This window comes from Streptomyces pathocidini (genome assembly GCF_001418495.1).
Lineage (GTDB): Bacteria > Actinomycetota > Actinomycetes > Streptomycetales > Streptomycetaceae > Streptomyces > Streptomyces pathocidini.
On sequence record NZ_LIQY01000412.1, the window covers coordinates 1 to 12,885 of the forward strand.

The 12,885-nt window shown below is 71.2% G+C and carries 14 protein-coding genes, 2 tRNA genes and 1 pseudogene; 7 read left to right on the top strand and 10 right to left on the bottom strand.

Features of this window, described 5'->3' with window-relative positions:
* Nucleotides 1–333 (top strand): annotated as a pseudogene (locus AOK16_RS19000) (elongation factor G-like protein EF-G2); the annotation flags it as partial.
* 198 nt (nucleotides 334–531) lie between these two features.
* Nucleotides 532–2,187, top strand: a complete 1,656-nt coding sequence (locus AOK16_RS19005) for a hypothetical protein (RefSeq protein WP_055473418.1) — start codon at nucleotides 532–534, stop codon at nucleotides 2,185–2,187.
* A gap of 199 nt (nucleotides 2,188–2,386) precedes the next feature.
* Here AOK16_RS19005 and AOK16_RS19010 read toward each other — a convergent pair whose 3' ends face one another.
* Nucleotides 2,387–2,947, bottom strand: a complete 561-nt coding sequence (locus AOK16_RS19010; protein ID WP_055473419.1) for an HIT family protein — start codon at nucleotides 2,945–2,947, stop codon at nucleotides 2,387–2,389.
* 74 nt (nucleotides 2,948–3,021) lie between these two features.
* On the opposite strand from AOK16_RS19010, the gene AOK16_RS19015 reads away from it, so the two are divergent.
* Nucleotides 3,022–3,678 carry a potassium channel family protein gene (locus AOK16_RS19015; protein ID WP_055473420.1) on the top strand — a complete coding sequence of 219 codons (657 nt, stop codon included), beginning with the start codon at nucleotides 3,022–3,024 and terminating at the stop codon, nucleotides 3,676–3,678.
* A 75-nt stretch (nucleotides 3,679–3,753) separates the two neighbouring features.
* On the opposite strand, the gene thrS is transcribed toward AOK16_RS19015, so the two are convergent.
* The 3 genes from thrS to AOK16_RS19030 all read right to left on the bottom strand — a co-directional run bounded on the left by thrS (nucleotide 3,754) and on the right by AOK16_RS19030 (nucleotide 7,727).
* A complete protein-coding gene (thrS, locus tag AOK16_RS19020; RefSeq protein ID WP_055473421.1) occupies nucleotides 3,754–5,733 on the bottom strand; it encodes a threonine--tRNA ligase in 1,980 nt (659 codons plus the stop codon).
* A 150-nt stretch (nucleotides 5,734–5,883) separates the two neighbouring features.
* A complete protein-coding gene (locus tag AOK16_RS19025) occupies nucleotides 5,884–7,161 on the bottom strand; it encodes a hypothetical protein (protein ID WP_055473422.1) in 1,278 nt (425 codons plus the stop codon).
* On the bottom strand, nucleotides 7,161–7,727 hold the full coding sequence (locus AOK16_RS19030; RefSeq protein WP_055473423.1) for a DUF4365 domain-containing protein: 567 nt from the start codon (nucleotides 7,725–7,727) through the stop codon (nucleotides 7,161–7,163). The genes AOK16_RS19025 and AOK16_RS19030 overlap by 1 nt, the downstream gene beginning before the upstream one ends.
* Before the next feature lie 179 nt (nucleotides 7,728–7,906).
* On the opposite strand from AOK16_RS19030, the gene AOK16_RS19035 reads away from it, so the two are divergent.
* Complete coding sequence (locus AOK16_RS19035; protein ID WP_055473424.1) at nucleotides 7,907–8,632, top strand: 3'-5' exonuclease; 726 nt, start codon at nucleotides 7,907–7,909, stop codon at nucleotides 8,630–8,632.
* A gap of 117 nt (nucleotides 8,633–8,749) precedes the next feature.
* Here the strand turns inward: AOK16_RS19035 and AOK16_RS19040 are convergent.
* From AOK16_RS19040 to AOK16_RS19050, 3 genes are all read right to left on the bottom strand, one after another.
* Nucleotides 8,750–8,821 (bottom strand) — tRNA-Val (locus tag AOK16_RS19040).
* Between the two features lie 193 nt (nucleotides 8,822–9,014).
* Nucleotides 9,015–9,086: transfer RNA gene (locus AOK16_RS19045), tRNA-Val, on the bottom strand.
* Nucleotides 9,087–9,175: 89 nt separating this feature from the next.
* On the bottom strand, nucleotides 9,176–9,649 hold the full coding sequence (locus AOK16_RS19050) for a TIGR02611 family protein (protein WP_055473425.1): 474 nt from the start codon (nucleotides 9,647–9,649) through the stop codon (nucleotides 9,176–9,178).
* A 189-nt stretch (nucleotides 9,650–9,838) separates the two neighbouring features.
* Here AOK16_RS19050 and AOK16_RS19055 point away from each other — a divergent pair, with 189 nt between their 5' ends.
* Entirely contained in the window at nucleotides 9,839–10,252 is a 414-nt protein-coding gene (locus AOK16_RS19055) for an SsgA family sporulation/cell division regulator (RefSeq protein ID WP_003959770.1), read from the top strand.
* A 244-nt stretch (nucleotides 10,253–10,496) separates the two neighbouring features.
* Nucleotides 10,497–11,084 carry a CGNR zinc finger domain-containing protein gene (locus AOK16_RS19060; RefSeq protein ID WP_055473428.1) on the top strand — a complete coding sequence of 196 codons (588 nt, stop codon included), beginning with the start codon at nucleotides 10,497–10,499 and terminating at the stop codon, nucleotides 11,082–11,084.
* Between the two features lie 67 nt (nucleotides 11,085–11,151).
* Here AOK16_RS19060 and AOK16_RS19065 read toward each other — a convergent pair whose 3' ends face one another.
* Together AOK16_RS19065 and AOK16_RS19070 are read right to left on the bottom strand one after the other, a co-directional pair.
* Nucleotides 11,152–11,331: a hypothetical protein gene (locus AOK16_RS19065; RefSeq protein WP_055473426.1), complete on the bottom strand. Its 180-nt coding sequence runs from the start codon at nucleotides 11,329–11,331 to the stop codon at nucleotides 11,152–11,154.
* 126 nt (nucleotides 11,332–11,457) lie between these two features.
* Complete coding sequence (locus AOK16_RS19070; RefSeq protein ID WP_055473427.1) at nucleotides 11,458–11,922, bottom strand: hypothetical protein; 465 nt, start codon at nucleotides 11,920–11,922, stop codon at nucleotides 11,458–11,460.
* 157 nt (nucleotides 11,923–12,079) lie between these two features.
* Between AOK16_RS19070 and AOK16_RS19075 the strand changes: the two genes are divergently transcribed.
* Nucleotides 12,080–12,595 (top strand): DsbA family protein, encoded by a 516-nt coding sequence (locus tag AOK16_RS19075; protein WP_055473429.1) that lies wholly within the window; start codon nucleotides 12,080–12,082, stop codon nucleotides 12,593–12,595.
* A 14-nt stretch (nucleotides 12,596–12,609) separates the two neighbouring features.
* Here AOK16_RS19075 and AOK16_RS19080 read toward each other — a convergent pair.
* Nucleotides 12,610–12,885, bottom strand: a 276-nt coding sequence (locus tag AOK16_RS19080; RefSeq protein WP_157859265.1) for a GNAT family N-acetyltransferase, incomplete at its 5' end; no start/stop codon positions are given.

The window sequence follows — 12,885 nt, forward strand, 5'->3', positions numbered from 1 at the left end:
GCGCTCGCGCTGCGCGAGGCCGCGGGCCAGTGCCGCATCCACCTCCTTGAGCCGTACGCGGAGGTGCGGGTGCTGGTCTCGGACGAGTACGTCGGCCCGGTCATGAGCGATCTGTCCGGGCGGCGCGGCCGGGTGGTCGGCACCGAGCAGACGGCCGGCGGGCGGACGCTCGTCAGGGCCGAGATCCCGGAGATCGAGATCGGGCGGTACGCGGTGGACCTGCGGTCACTGTCGCACGGCACCGGCCGGTTCAGCCGCTCGTACGCCCGGCACGAGCCGATGCCGCAGCAGGTGGCGGCGAAGATCCACGAACAGGAGGGCAGCGCCGCCTGATCGCCGCCGGGCCACCGGAGACTGTGGTCTGCCGCTCGCCCCAACTCCCGTGCGGCGAGCGGCAGACCACGGATACCCTGGCACACGGATCCGGAGGCAATCCGTCCTGAACAGGTGGGGTTCGGCACGTGTGCGGACCGCGCCGACCGGGGAAGATCCGCAGCAGCGGCAGACGCAGCAGGGGTGTTGGGGGCGGTAGTGGCAGACGGCGGGTTCGACTTCAGTCCCGGGGCGCAGGTCCCGCTCTTCGGAGCGGCGGGCCAGACGGCGGCGACGAGCGCGCTGTCCTCGGCCGCCTACCGCGACAGCCCCGTGGCCGACCTGCTCAAGGCCGACAGCGAGTGGCACAAGTCGACGGTCAAGGCACCCAAACTGTCGTTGTTCGAGCCGAACTTGGGCGAGGCCTTCGCCCGGGCCGTCCAGGTGCGGATGCTCGGCGGCGCCCGCAAGGCGCTCATCCAGTCCTTCGGCACCGAGCCGCAGCCCGTGGTCGAGCACTGCCTGGCCGCCAACCGCATCCGCAAGGAGCGGGACGTCAAACTCACCTTCGTCATGGGCGTGTTCGGCCTGCTGTTCCTGCCGGGCCTGCTGCTGTGGCTGGCCGCGTTCCAGCTCCGCCGCTCCCTCGCCGGTGCGCAGAGCAAGCGGGCGGGCGCGCTCGGCACGACGGTCCTGGTCGCGGCGGGCGGCCTGGCCGTGCTGTTCCTGATCAAACTGCCGTTCACCGGCTTCTGGTCGATCTATCTGCGGGCCATGGTGATCGCCCCGGTGATCGGCTGGGTGTGGGCCCGGCAGATCTGCGAGACCACGGCGAAGGACCTGCGCGAGCGCTGGGAGGGGCTGCTGACCGGCGGCGCCGTCGGCGCGAAGATTCCCGAGGCCGTGCCGCAGAACCCCAACGAGACCAGCGCGGAACGGCTGCGCCAGGGCTTGGCCAGGCTGACCGCCGAGCAGCGCAGCAATCTGGTCTTCTACGCGGGCCCCAAGGGCATACTCGGCATGGGCACCCGCTGGGGCAGCTGGCATCTGGCGGAGGAGCTGGTTCCCGCCGACCCGGGCAAGGAGATCAACCCCTTCCGCAGCTGGGATGTCATCCGCGCGATCCACGACCAGCTGCGGCTGCTGGAGCGCGGCCCGCTGCACACCGGCGGCTTCCCCACCCCGTCGGTCAACCACTGGGTGGTGGCGCCGATCGGCGAGGGCTCGACGGAGGTCGGCCGGCCCGAGGACAGCAACACGGACGCGTTCCAGATCAAGGGCCACGAGATACAGCGGATCTGCAACGAGCAGCAGTTCGGCAGCGGCAACCGGCACTATCTGGGCGTCCAGTTCGTGCTCTGGGACGGCCAGTTGGTGATCACGCTGATGGTCACCGTCACCGTCCTGCACCACACCCTGCGCGTGGAAGTGACCGGGCACGCGCTGGGCCCGGTGCATTCGTTGTTCACCACCAAGCCGGAGGCCAAGAAGAAGGAGGTCTCCAAGAGCGTGAAGTTCTGGGAGACCAAGGAGGTCGCACTGCCGCTGGTGGAGCCGCTGGAGGTGGTGCGGCTCGCCGCCCGCGCGCCGCTGACCTGGTTCCCGCCGATCCTCGACTACCTCGGCGGCAAGGTCGTCCTGCCGGAGCCGTTCGGCCTGCGGCACGCGTGGGCCGCCAAGCCGTGGCGCCACCGCTTCATGGCGGACGACGCCCTGCGTGCGGCGACGCCGGTACTGCGGGTGGTGCACCAGGCCGCGATCCGCGTCCTGGCGGAGAACGGCGTGAACACCGAGAACTTCGGCACCCGCTCGACCTTCCTCAGCGGCGCGGTCCAGGGCGCGACCCCGTCCAAGGCCGACGTCTACGACGCGTAGTCGCCATCCGGAGCGGTTCAGGATTCATCGGCCGTGGCTTCGGCGGTCCGGCACCGCCGGACACCGTCGCCGTTGGTGTTCACCGTTGCGGCAGGAAGATCCTTCCGCCGCAACGGCGGGACGGCACAACAGCGAGACGACCGCCAAGCTCCGACGGCGCGAGCACGGCCTGGTTGGTGACCCGGTTGGTGACCCGCCGTCAGGCGGTCGGCCACGCCTCGGCCAGCATCCGGCGGGTGTCGGCGAGGAGTTGGGGCAGCACCTTGGTGTGGCCGACCACCGGCATGAAGTTGGTGTCGCCGCCCCACCGCGGCACCACGTGCTGGTGCAGATGGGCGGCGATGCCGGCGCCCGCCTCCATGCCCTGGTTCATGCCGATGTTGAACCCGTGCGCCCCGGAGGCGGCCCGCAGCGCGGTCATCGCGCGCTTGGTGAACTCGGCCAGTTCCACGGTCTCCGGGCCGTCCAGCTCGGTGTAGTCGGCGACGTGCCGGAAGGGCACCACCATCAGGTGGCCGCCGTTGTACGGGTAGAGGTTGAGCACCGCGTAGACGCGCTCGCCGCGGGCGATGATCAGCCCGTCCTCGTCCGACTTGGCCGGGATCGCGCAGAACGGACAGCCGTCGCCGGCACCCGGGCCGCTCGGCTTGTTCTCCCCCTGGATGTAAGCCATCCGGTGGGGCGTCCACAGGCGCTGGAACGCATCCGGCGTCCCGACTCCGATCTGCTGCTCCGGCTCACTCGTCATGCTGTGCAGCATATGGCTTCGCCCGTTCGGAGCGTGTCGCCGGGGCGAAGCCCGCGGGGCCGCCCGCCGCCCGCGATGCTGAGCCGATGAACGACGACAGCCGGATGCTGAGCTGGGAGCGGCGCACCACCGTCCCGCTCTTCGTCGCGTCGCTGCTCTTCCTCACCTCGTACGCGGTACGGGTCCTGGTGCACGACCTGTCCCCGGGCTGGGACGACCTGTGGCTGTTGGTCACCGCGGTCACCTGGACTTCCTTCTTCGTGGACTACGCGGTCCGGCTCGTCCTCAGCGGCCAGGGCCTGCGGTTCGTGCACCACCACCTGCTGGACACGGTGGTGCTGGTGCTGCCGCTGCTCCGGCCGCTGCGGGTGGTGCAGATGTACACCGTGCTCAAGGAGCGCCAGGCGCAGGCGCGGCTGAGTCTGTACGGGCGCGTGATGGCGTACGCGAGCGTGACCGCACTGCTGCTCGGCTTCGCCGCGTCGCTGGCCGTCTACCAGGCGGAGCGCGGGGCGCCGGGTGCCTCGATCCGCACCTTCGGCGACGCCGTCTGGTGGGCCTGCTCGACCCTGACCACGACCGGCTACGGCGACGTGGCACCGGTGACCCCGCGCGGCCGGGTCGTCGCGACCGTGCTGATGGCCTGCGGTCTGGCCCTGCTCGGCGCGGTCACCGGCTCGTTCTCCTCCTGGCTGCTCCAGGTCTTCACGCGCGAGGACGAGGAAGGGCCCTCGGAGCGCTAGCGCTTCGAGGGCCGATGTCCCGCTGTGCCGGGGCCCGATGAGCGACCGGCACACCTCCGCCCGCGCGGAGCCGGATCACACCTGGATCCGGCGCTCCACCGTGTCGACGATCTCGGCGATCGCCTGGTCACGAGGCACGCCGTTCTTCTGCGATCCATCGCGGTAGCGGAAGCTCACCGCTCCGTTCGCGATGTCCTCGTCGCCCGCGATGACCATGAACGGCACCTTGGAGCGCTGGGCATTCCTGATCTTCTTCTGCATGCGGTCGGACGAGGCGTCCACCTCGATGCGCAGACCGCGCGCCTTGGCCTCGGCGGCGAACTCCTTCAGGTACGGCACATGGTCGTCGCCGATCGGGATCCCGACCGCCTGGACCGGGGCCAGCCACGCCGGGAACGCGCCCGCGTAGTGCTCCAGCAGCACCGCGAAGAACCGCTCGATCGAGCCGAACAGCGCGCGGTGGATCATGACTGGCCGCTGCTTCGAGCCATCGGGGGCGGTGTACTCCAGGTCGAACCGCTCCGGCAGGTTGAAGTCGACCTGGATGGTCGACATCTGCCAGGTGCGGCCGATGGCGTCCCGCGCCTGCACCGAGATCTTCGGCCCGTAGAAAGCCGCGCCGCCCGGGTCCATGACCAGGTCGAGGCCCTGCTTCTCGGCGGCCTTGCGCAGCGTGTCGGTGGCCTCGGCCCAGTTCTCGTCCGAGCCGATGAACTTCTCCGGGTCCTTGGTGGACAGCTCCAGGTAGAAGTTCTCCAGACCGTAGTCGCGCAGCAGGCCCAGCACGAAGGTGAGGAGCGAGTCGAGCTCCTCGGCCATCTGCTCCTTGGTGCAGTAGATGTGCGCGTCGTCCTGGGTGAAGCCGCGTGCCCGGGTCAGCCCGTGCACGACGCCCGACTTCTCGTAGCGGTAGACCGTCCCGAACTCGAAGAGCCGCAGCGGCAGTTCACGGTACGAGCGGCCCCGCGCGTCGAAGATCAGGTTGTGCATGGGGCAGTTCATGGGCTTGAGGTAGTAATCGATGCCCTCGTCGAGCTGCATGGGCGGGTACATGCCCTCGGCGTACCAGTCCAGGTGCCCCGACTTCTCGAACAGCTTCCCCTTGGTGGCGTGCGGGGTGTAGACGAACTCGTAGTCCGACTCCTCGTGCCGCTTGCGCGAGTAGTCCTCCATGACCCGGCGGATGATGCCGCCCTTGGGGTGGAAGACGGCGAGGCCGGAGCCGATGTCCTCGGGGATGGAGAAGAGGTCCAGCTCGGAGCCGAGCTTGCGGTGGTCGCGCTTCTCGGCCTCGGCAAGGAAGTCGAGGTGCGCCTTGAGCTCGTCCTTGGACGGCCAGGCGGTGCCGTAGATCCGCTGCAGCTGCTTGTTCTTCTCGCTGCCCCGCCAGTACGCGGCCGCCGAGCGCATCAGTTTGAAGGCCGGGACGACGCGGGTGGTGGGCAGGTGCGGGCCGCGGCAGAGGTCCTTCCAGCACAGCTCGCCGGACTTCGCGTCCAGGTTGTCGTAGATGGTCAGCTCGCCGGCGCCGACCTCCGCGGACGCGCCCTCGGCGGCGTCGGCGGCCGAGCCCTTGAGCCCGATCAGCTCCAGCTTGTACGGCTCGCCGGCCAGTTCCTCGCGCGCGGCGTCGTCGGAGACCGCGCGGCGCGAGAACCGCTGGCCGCGCTTGACGATCTCCTGCATCTTCTTCTCGATGCGCTTGAGGTCGTCCGGGGTGAAGGGGTTCTCCACGTCGAAGTCGTAGTAGAAACCGTCCTTGATGGGCGGGCCGATGCCGAGCTTGGCCTCCGGGAACAGCTCCTGCACGGCCTGGGCCAGCACGTGCGCGGTGGAGTGGCGCAGGATGTTGAGGCCGTCGCCGGAGGCGATCTCGACCGGCTCGACGACGTCGCCGTCGGCCACCTCGTACGCGAGGTCCTTCAGGTGTCCGGCCACGCGCGCGGCGACGACGGTGCGGTCACCGCCCAGGAGCTCGGCCGCCGTAGTGCCCGTGGTCACCACGCGCTCTTCCCGCTCGGAATCGCGTTGGATGATCACACGGACGTCTGACACCGGACTCTCCTGACTGCGGGTGGGTGGCAGCGGACGCTGCGCGCCTGAATCGTACCGAGCGGTGCGGGGCGGACGCGAAATGATTGGCCCGCTCCCCCACCGCTGACGGACGCCGCTGTCGACGCCCCGGCCCACCCTGCTACGGACCCGCTAGGCGTCGTCCCCGCCGCAGACCTCGTCGTCCCCGCCGCAGGCCTCCTCGAAGAAGTCGAGGTTCTCGTGCAGCGACTTCATCAGCCGGTCCCGCTCCGCCTCGTCCACCTGCACCGGCACCACGCCCGAGGCCCCGGTCAGCCGCCGGAACCCGCCCCGGCTCTCCAGCCGCCCGCTCACCCGGACCGGCAGCCCGACCAGGTGCGCGTGGCCCGCGATGCGGTACGCGTCCTCGTCGAGCGCCACCCGCACCTGCGGCACCTCGGCCCCGGCGAGCACCCGCAGCCGCACGGTCCCCGGTCCGGTCGGCGCGGACCGGCGCATCCGCACCACCGCGCCGGTGATGCGTACGGGCATGGCCGGCTCGTCGCGTACGTAGCGGGCGCTCGCCTCGCGCAGGGCCGGGAGGTCGCCGGGCGAGAACTCGACCGGTTCGGGCCGGGCGGTGAACCCCTCGGGGGCTCCGGCGGCGGGCGACCAGTCCAGCGCGACCCGCAGGCCCTCCGAGCCGCGGACGAGCGCGATGACCGCCTCGGTCAACTCGTGGCAGACGCCCAGCTCGACCGCCGCGTCGAAGGCCTCCATGCCGCCGGTGGCGCGCTGGTAGTCGGTGGCGTCGCGGGTCGCGTGCAACGCGCGCAGCAGGGTGGCGACGGCGGCGCGGCCAGTCTCGACGGGCACGAACACGGTCAGCTTCCGGCCGGCCCCCGGGGCGGGCCCTATGAGCACCCGCTCCAGCGCGGCCTCGGCGTGCCGCCGGTGCCGGGCGCCGTGGTAGCCGGCCCGGCCGCGGGCCGCGAGGGCCCCGGCGACGAGCATCGCCCGCGCCCCGGCCCGCAGTTGCTCCTGCGCGGGCCAGGCCGCGGCGCCGCTCTCCACCGCGGGCACGTCCCGCCACCACCGGATCTCGTCGCTCGGCGCGGCGAGGCCCACGAGCACGTCGCGGGCAGAGGGGGCGGCGCTGCGCGCCAGCGCGGTGACGGCCTCGGCAATCAGGTCGCCGCTGTCGGGGAACGCGGCGTTCTCGGGCACGAGCAGGCTCGTGCCCGCCGCGCCCCGGCCGGGCGGGGTCCAGCGCGCGTACCGCCCCACGGCGCCGCCGCGCCGCTGCCAGCCGTGCCGGGCCAGCAGCGCACCGAGGACGACCGGGTCGATCCCCTCGGGGTCGAGGCTGTCGTAGCCGGGCGGGCCACCGCCGGGCGGCGAACCTCCCGGCAACGGGCCGCCCGCGTCACGGGGATGGGGGCGTACGGACTCGTCGAACGGCCGGTGCATCACGGCCTCCCTCCCATCCCGACGCGGGTCATGATCTCGCACAGCGCCCGGTCGTCGAAGATCCGCGCAGTCGGGATCCGTACGGTCGTCCTGCGCCGGCCGGTGACACGGTGGCCGGCCAGATTGATCCAGTAGCAGCAGTGCCGCAATTCGAGGCGGTCGTGGGAAGCGCGCAGCCACTCCTCAGGAGTGCGCGGCACCAGCATGACGACCAATATCTTGTGCACCGAAACCGGACTGCGGGCGAGTTTTGTCAGATGCTCGTTGTCGAGCGTGAACGAGAACGCCGGGCCCGGGGGCCGCGGCGGTATCTGGTAAGTGCATTTCAGCTGAACCTTGATGGTCACTTCGTCGTCGACGGCATGGCCGGGCGCGCTGTGGCTGACGTGCCAGTCGATCCCGTTGTCGGGAAAGGGCTGGGCGAGCGAGCAGCCGGCCGCCGCCGCGACCGCGTGGAGATAGCCCACCTGGAGAGTTTCCATGCAGGCTGTGGTGGCGAGTCCGCCGCGCAGCGGTGCAGTCCGCTCCGGCAGCAGCCCGCCCGATTCGGGCTGGGCGAGCGCCATGTCCGAAGAGCCTTCCCGGCATTGCCGATTGGTTTTCCCCGCGCCGGACCGGAAGAACTCGAACGATCCGTCATCTGTGTTGTCTCCGCCCCGCGTACGGCGCAAACGGCCCGGGTATCACCAGCTCGGGCAGAGGAGCGTTCTCCATCTGCCGGAATCGCGCGAGGAGTTGGTGTGACATGCCGTGCTGGTACGAAGGGCCACTCGCCGCATTCGACACGGAGACCACGGGAATTGACGTGGAGCGGGACCGAATAGTCTCGGCCGCTCTGGTGGTGCACAGCGGGGCGAAAGCGATGCCGCGCGTCACCCGCTGGCTGGTGAATCCGGGCATCCCGGTGCCCGAAGGGGCCATCGCCGTCCACGGCCTGACCGATGACCACCTCCAGCGGGAGGGCCGCTGGCCCGCCCCGGTGATGGAGGAGATCGCGCGGGCGCTGGCCGCGCAGGCCCTGGTCGGGACGCCTCTGGTGGTGATGAACGCGCCGTTCGATCTGACGCTGCTGGACCGGGAGTTGCGCCGGCACCGCGCCAAGATGCTGGCCGACTATCTGGGCACCAGCCTGCTGTGCGTGCTCGATCCGCGCGTGCTGGACAAGCATCTGGACCGCTACCGCAAGGGCAGCCGAAAGCTCACCGACCTGTGCGCGCACTACGGGGTGGTGTTGTCCGCCGCCCACGACGCGGCGGCCGACGCCCTGGCCGCGCTGGAGGTCGTACGCGCCGTGGGCCGCCGGTTCGCGCCCCGGCTGGAGGCGTTGAGCCCGGCCGAACTGCACACCCGGCAGGCGGTGTGGCACGCGGCCCAGGCGCGCGGTCTCCAGGCGTGGTTCGCCCGCAACGGCTCGGCCGAGGCCGTCGACCCGGCCTGGCCCCTGCGCCCGGAGCTGCCCGCCGCCGCATAGGGCAGCGGACGCGTACGAGCCGCGCGAAGCAACGAGCGGCTGCGAACGGTACGAGCGCGCGGCTCCGTCAACGACAAAGGCCGGGCTGCCTGTTGGCGTCCCGGCCTCAGATGGGGGTGGGCGATACTGGGTTCGAACCAGTGACCTCTTCGGTGTGAACGAAGCGCTCTCCCACTGAGCTAATCGCCCCCTGTGCGGCGGCTCGGCCGCGCGGCACGGCCTGAACCATACAGGGCCGTGGAGAGTTCCATCAAACCGCCGACCCCGCACAGCGGCTCCGGACCGCGCGAGAAGACTCTCGAACCGACCGCGCGAGAGACTCCCGAACGCGAAAAGACCGAGAGGCCGGAGACTCGAAAGCCTCCGGCCCCTCGGTCAGGGGTGGGCGATACTGGGTTCGAACCAGTGACCTCTTCGGTGTGAACGAAGCGCTCTCCCACTGAGCTAATCGCCCGGGCGCACGGCAAACATTACCGCATGTCAGAGCATGCCCCGACCACCGGCCCGGCCGTGACCCGGCCCGTGGCAGCACAGGCCCCGGGCTCAGCGCGAGACCTCCCACGGCATCACGAAGCCGTATTTCCACACGTAGACCGACAGCCCGGCGACGATGATCGTCAGGCCGATACCCGTCAGGGTCATGTTGCGCCTGCGCACCTTCGGGTCGAGCGCCTTGTGCGCCGCCTCGGTCACTTTCCGTTTCGTCCAGCGCAGCACGAGCTGCGCCCAGACGAACTCGGTCGCCCAGATCGCCATGCCACCGAAGATCACCAGCCAGCCGGGCCCGGGCAGCGGCAGCATGATCACGCCGATCGTGACGACAGCGAGGCCGACCAGGAAGACTCCGACCTGCCAGCTCAGATGCAGGGTCCTTGAAGCCTTGATGAACTGCGGCGCTCGCGAGCCGAGCGCCGGCTGCCCGCCGACGGCCGTCGCACCCGCCGCCGGACCGTCCCCCGTGGCGCCGGTGGCCGCCGGCTCGGCGACCTTCCGCCGCTCGTCACTCTCCGCATTCATACGCCCCAACTTACCCGACCGCCGAGCGTCACCGGAATGGCCGTGAGGAGGACCGGGCACTCCGCCGTAAGGGGTACCTGAACAACCTCAAAACGGTCAGAGGGGTTTACAACGACACCGTAGGTGGCATGTCGATTTCGCCGACGTGCGAATCCCCGAGCGCACACTGAGCGAAAGGCCTTGGCGCTTATGAACACCACGGTCAGCTGCGAGCTGCACCTGCGCCTCGTTGTGTCGAGCGAATCCTCCCTGCCCGTGCCCGCGGGCCTGCGGTATGACACGGCCGATCCCTACGCCGTTCATGCCACCTTCCACACCGGAGCCGAGGAGACCGTCGAGTGGGTGTTCGCCCGCGACCTCCTCGCCGAGGGCCTGCACAGGCCCACCGGCACCGGCGACGTCCGCGTGTGGCCGTCCCGCAGCCATGGTCAGGGGGTCGTGTGCATCGCCCTGAGCTCTCCGGAGGGCGAGGCGCTGCTCGAGGCCCCGGCGCGGGCCCTGGAGTCGTTCCTCAAACGGACGGACGCCGCGGTGCCGCCAGGCACCGAGCACCGCCATTTCGACCTCGACACCGAGCTCTCCCACATCCTGGCCGAAAGCTGAGCCGGGCCGACAGGAGGCAGCGCAGGGACCATCCGCCCCCTACCGCTCAAAGCCCGTAGCCGTCCGACTCGGGGAGACGGCGCGGACCCGTACATCGCATATACCGCAGACATCGGCGCCCTCGCCGCGGAGCTCCCGCGACGAGGGCGCCGGCGCATGGCGCGCTAGAGTCGGCGAGCATCTGCGGATGCCCCGGCAGGCGCAGTGGCTCAAGGCACGCCCGACCACCGCCAGGGAGCGAACCGTGCTCATCAACCACGACACCCGCTGCGCCCTCGACTCCGTCGTCGAGCTGGTGAACACCGCCGCGGAGGGCGACCAGCCGGACGACCTCATGGACGTCCCCGCGCTGCGCCGGTTCGTCGAGCGCAACAGCGTCAGCGACGTGCGCGGCCTGGACGAGCGGGACCTGGCGGCCGTACGGGCCGTGCGGGCGCGGTTCGCGGAGGTCTTCACGGCCGGCGACACCCGGGCCACCGCGGAGCTGCTCAACCGGATGGTGGCCGCCGCGGGCACCACGCCGCGGCTGACGGACCACGACGGCTACGACTGGCACGTGCACTACTTCGCGCCGGGCGCCTCGCTCGCGGACCATCTGGCGGCCGACGGCGGCATGGCGCTGGCGTTCCTGGTCGTGGCGGGCGAGCGGGAGCGGCTGAGGCGCTGCGAGGCGCCGGACTGCCGGCGGGCCTTCGTGGACCTGTCCAGAAATCGCTCACGGCGCTACTGCGACAGCAGGACCTGCGGGAACCGCCTGCATGTGGCGGCGTACCGGCAGCGGCGGCGGGAGGCCGAGGAGAGCGCGGCGACCGGGGTCGGTCCCCAGCGGTAGCGGGTCGGCGGTCTCACCCTCGGTAGCGGGGCGGCGGCCGGACACCTCGGTAGAGGTCAGCGGCCGGTCACCATCTGTAGAGGTCGTGCAGGGCCGTCAAGAGCAGCAAGGTGCCGATCACGGCGAGGAAGAGCATCAGGGGCGGCTGGGACAGCGCGAAGAGGCAGCCGCGGGTTTCCGGGACCGGTTCCCCCCTGCCGGGGGCGAGGGCGGGGTCGGTCGCGGCTGGAGCGAGGTCGTCGTTCATCTCGCGCCGATCATGGCGTAGCGGCACGGCCCCTGACGATCAACACGCCCGTTTTGCCCGGGACTTCATGAGAGATCCCGCCGGATCCGGGGATCACGTGCTAAGAGGCCCCGCCGGATCCGGGGATCAGATTCCGTGCTTCTTGAGGATCGCCTCGATGTCCTCGAAGTCCTCCAGGCCGTCGCTCTTCCCGGCCTTCCGCTTCGGCTCCTCCCGTTTGCGTCCGGGCCCGAGGCTCGGGGCGGAGGCGGTGGGGGCGACGGCGGGGCGCGACTCGGCGGCGGGCGCCTCACGGCTCGTACGGGTGCGGCGACCGACGAGCCTGGTCATGGTGAAGAGGACCACCGAGAGGGCGAGGACCGCGAAGCCCGCCCAGACGGTCGGCCTGAAGACCAGGTCGGCGGCCCAGTCGCCGACCGCGCGGCCGATCCTGCCGCCCAGCGTCGCGAGGCCCGCCATGGCCAGGCCGACCGGGATCAGCGCGAAGGCGGCGATGCGGGTTGCGCGGAGGTAGCGGCGCCGGTAGGCCGTGAGGATCGCGATGGCGAGGCCCGCGGCGGACAGCGCCACACATACGGTTGTCGTCAGCATCGCAAGCGCTCCCATCCCGTGGTCTTCCGCCCCTCCATCGTGCACCGTGCGGGGCCGCGCGGGCCACGGTGCCAAGCGCTCTCAGGGAGATCTCCGGGGTGGGCCTCCTCCCCAGGTGCCGTTCGGAGGGGTCGGTCCGTACTGCGAGACTGTGGCCATGAGCAACGCCACGACCGGACGGCCCGTCCTCGACGTCTGGTGCGATCTGCAGTGCACCGACTGCCGCACCGCCCTGGAAGACCTGCGCGCCCTGCGCGCCCGCTACGGCGACGGGCTGGAGCTGCGGCTGCGGCACTTCCCGCTGGAGAAGCACCGGCACGCCTACGCCGCGGCGCAGGCCGCCGAGGAGGCGGCGGAGCGGGGCCGGGGCTGGGCGTACGCGGAGGCGGTGCTGGGGCGCGCGGAGGAGCTGGGCGTGCGCGGCGAGAAGGTACTGCTGGAGGTCGCGAGCGAACTCGGGCTGGACGCCGAGGAGATCGACACCGCGCTGATCGACGGCCGCCACCTGCTGATCGTCGACGCGGACCAGGCCGAGGGCAAGGCCATCGGGGTCACCGGCACACCGACGTACGTGATCGGCGGCGAGCGGCTGGACGGCGGGCAGAGCCAGGACGGGCTGCGCGCGCGGATCGAGGAGATCGCGGACCGGCTGTCGGCCGGGGAGCGGGACTGAAACAGCGGCTTGAACTAGATCAGCGGCTTGAACAGGTGGCATCGGGTCGGCTCGTAGCCGAGCGACTCGTACAGGCGCAGCGCCGGGGTGTTGCCCGCGAAGACGTTGAGGCCCAGTCGGCCGGCGCCGGCGGTCAGGCACTCGCGTTCGGCGGTGAGCATCAGCGAGCGGCCGTGGCCGCGGCCGCGGTGGTCGGCCGCGACCTCCACGTCGAAGACGTAGCCGTCGACGTCGTCGGGCAGCGGCTTGGCCAGGGACAGCCACAGCACACCCACGTCGGCGCCGCCGTG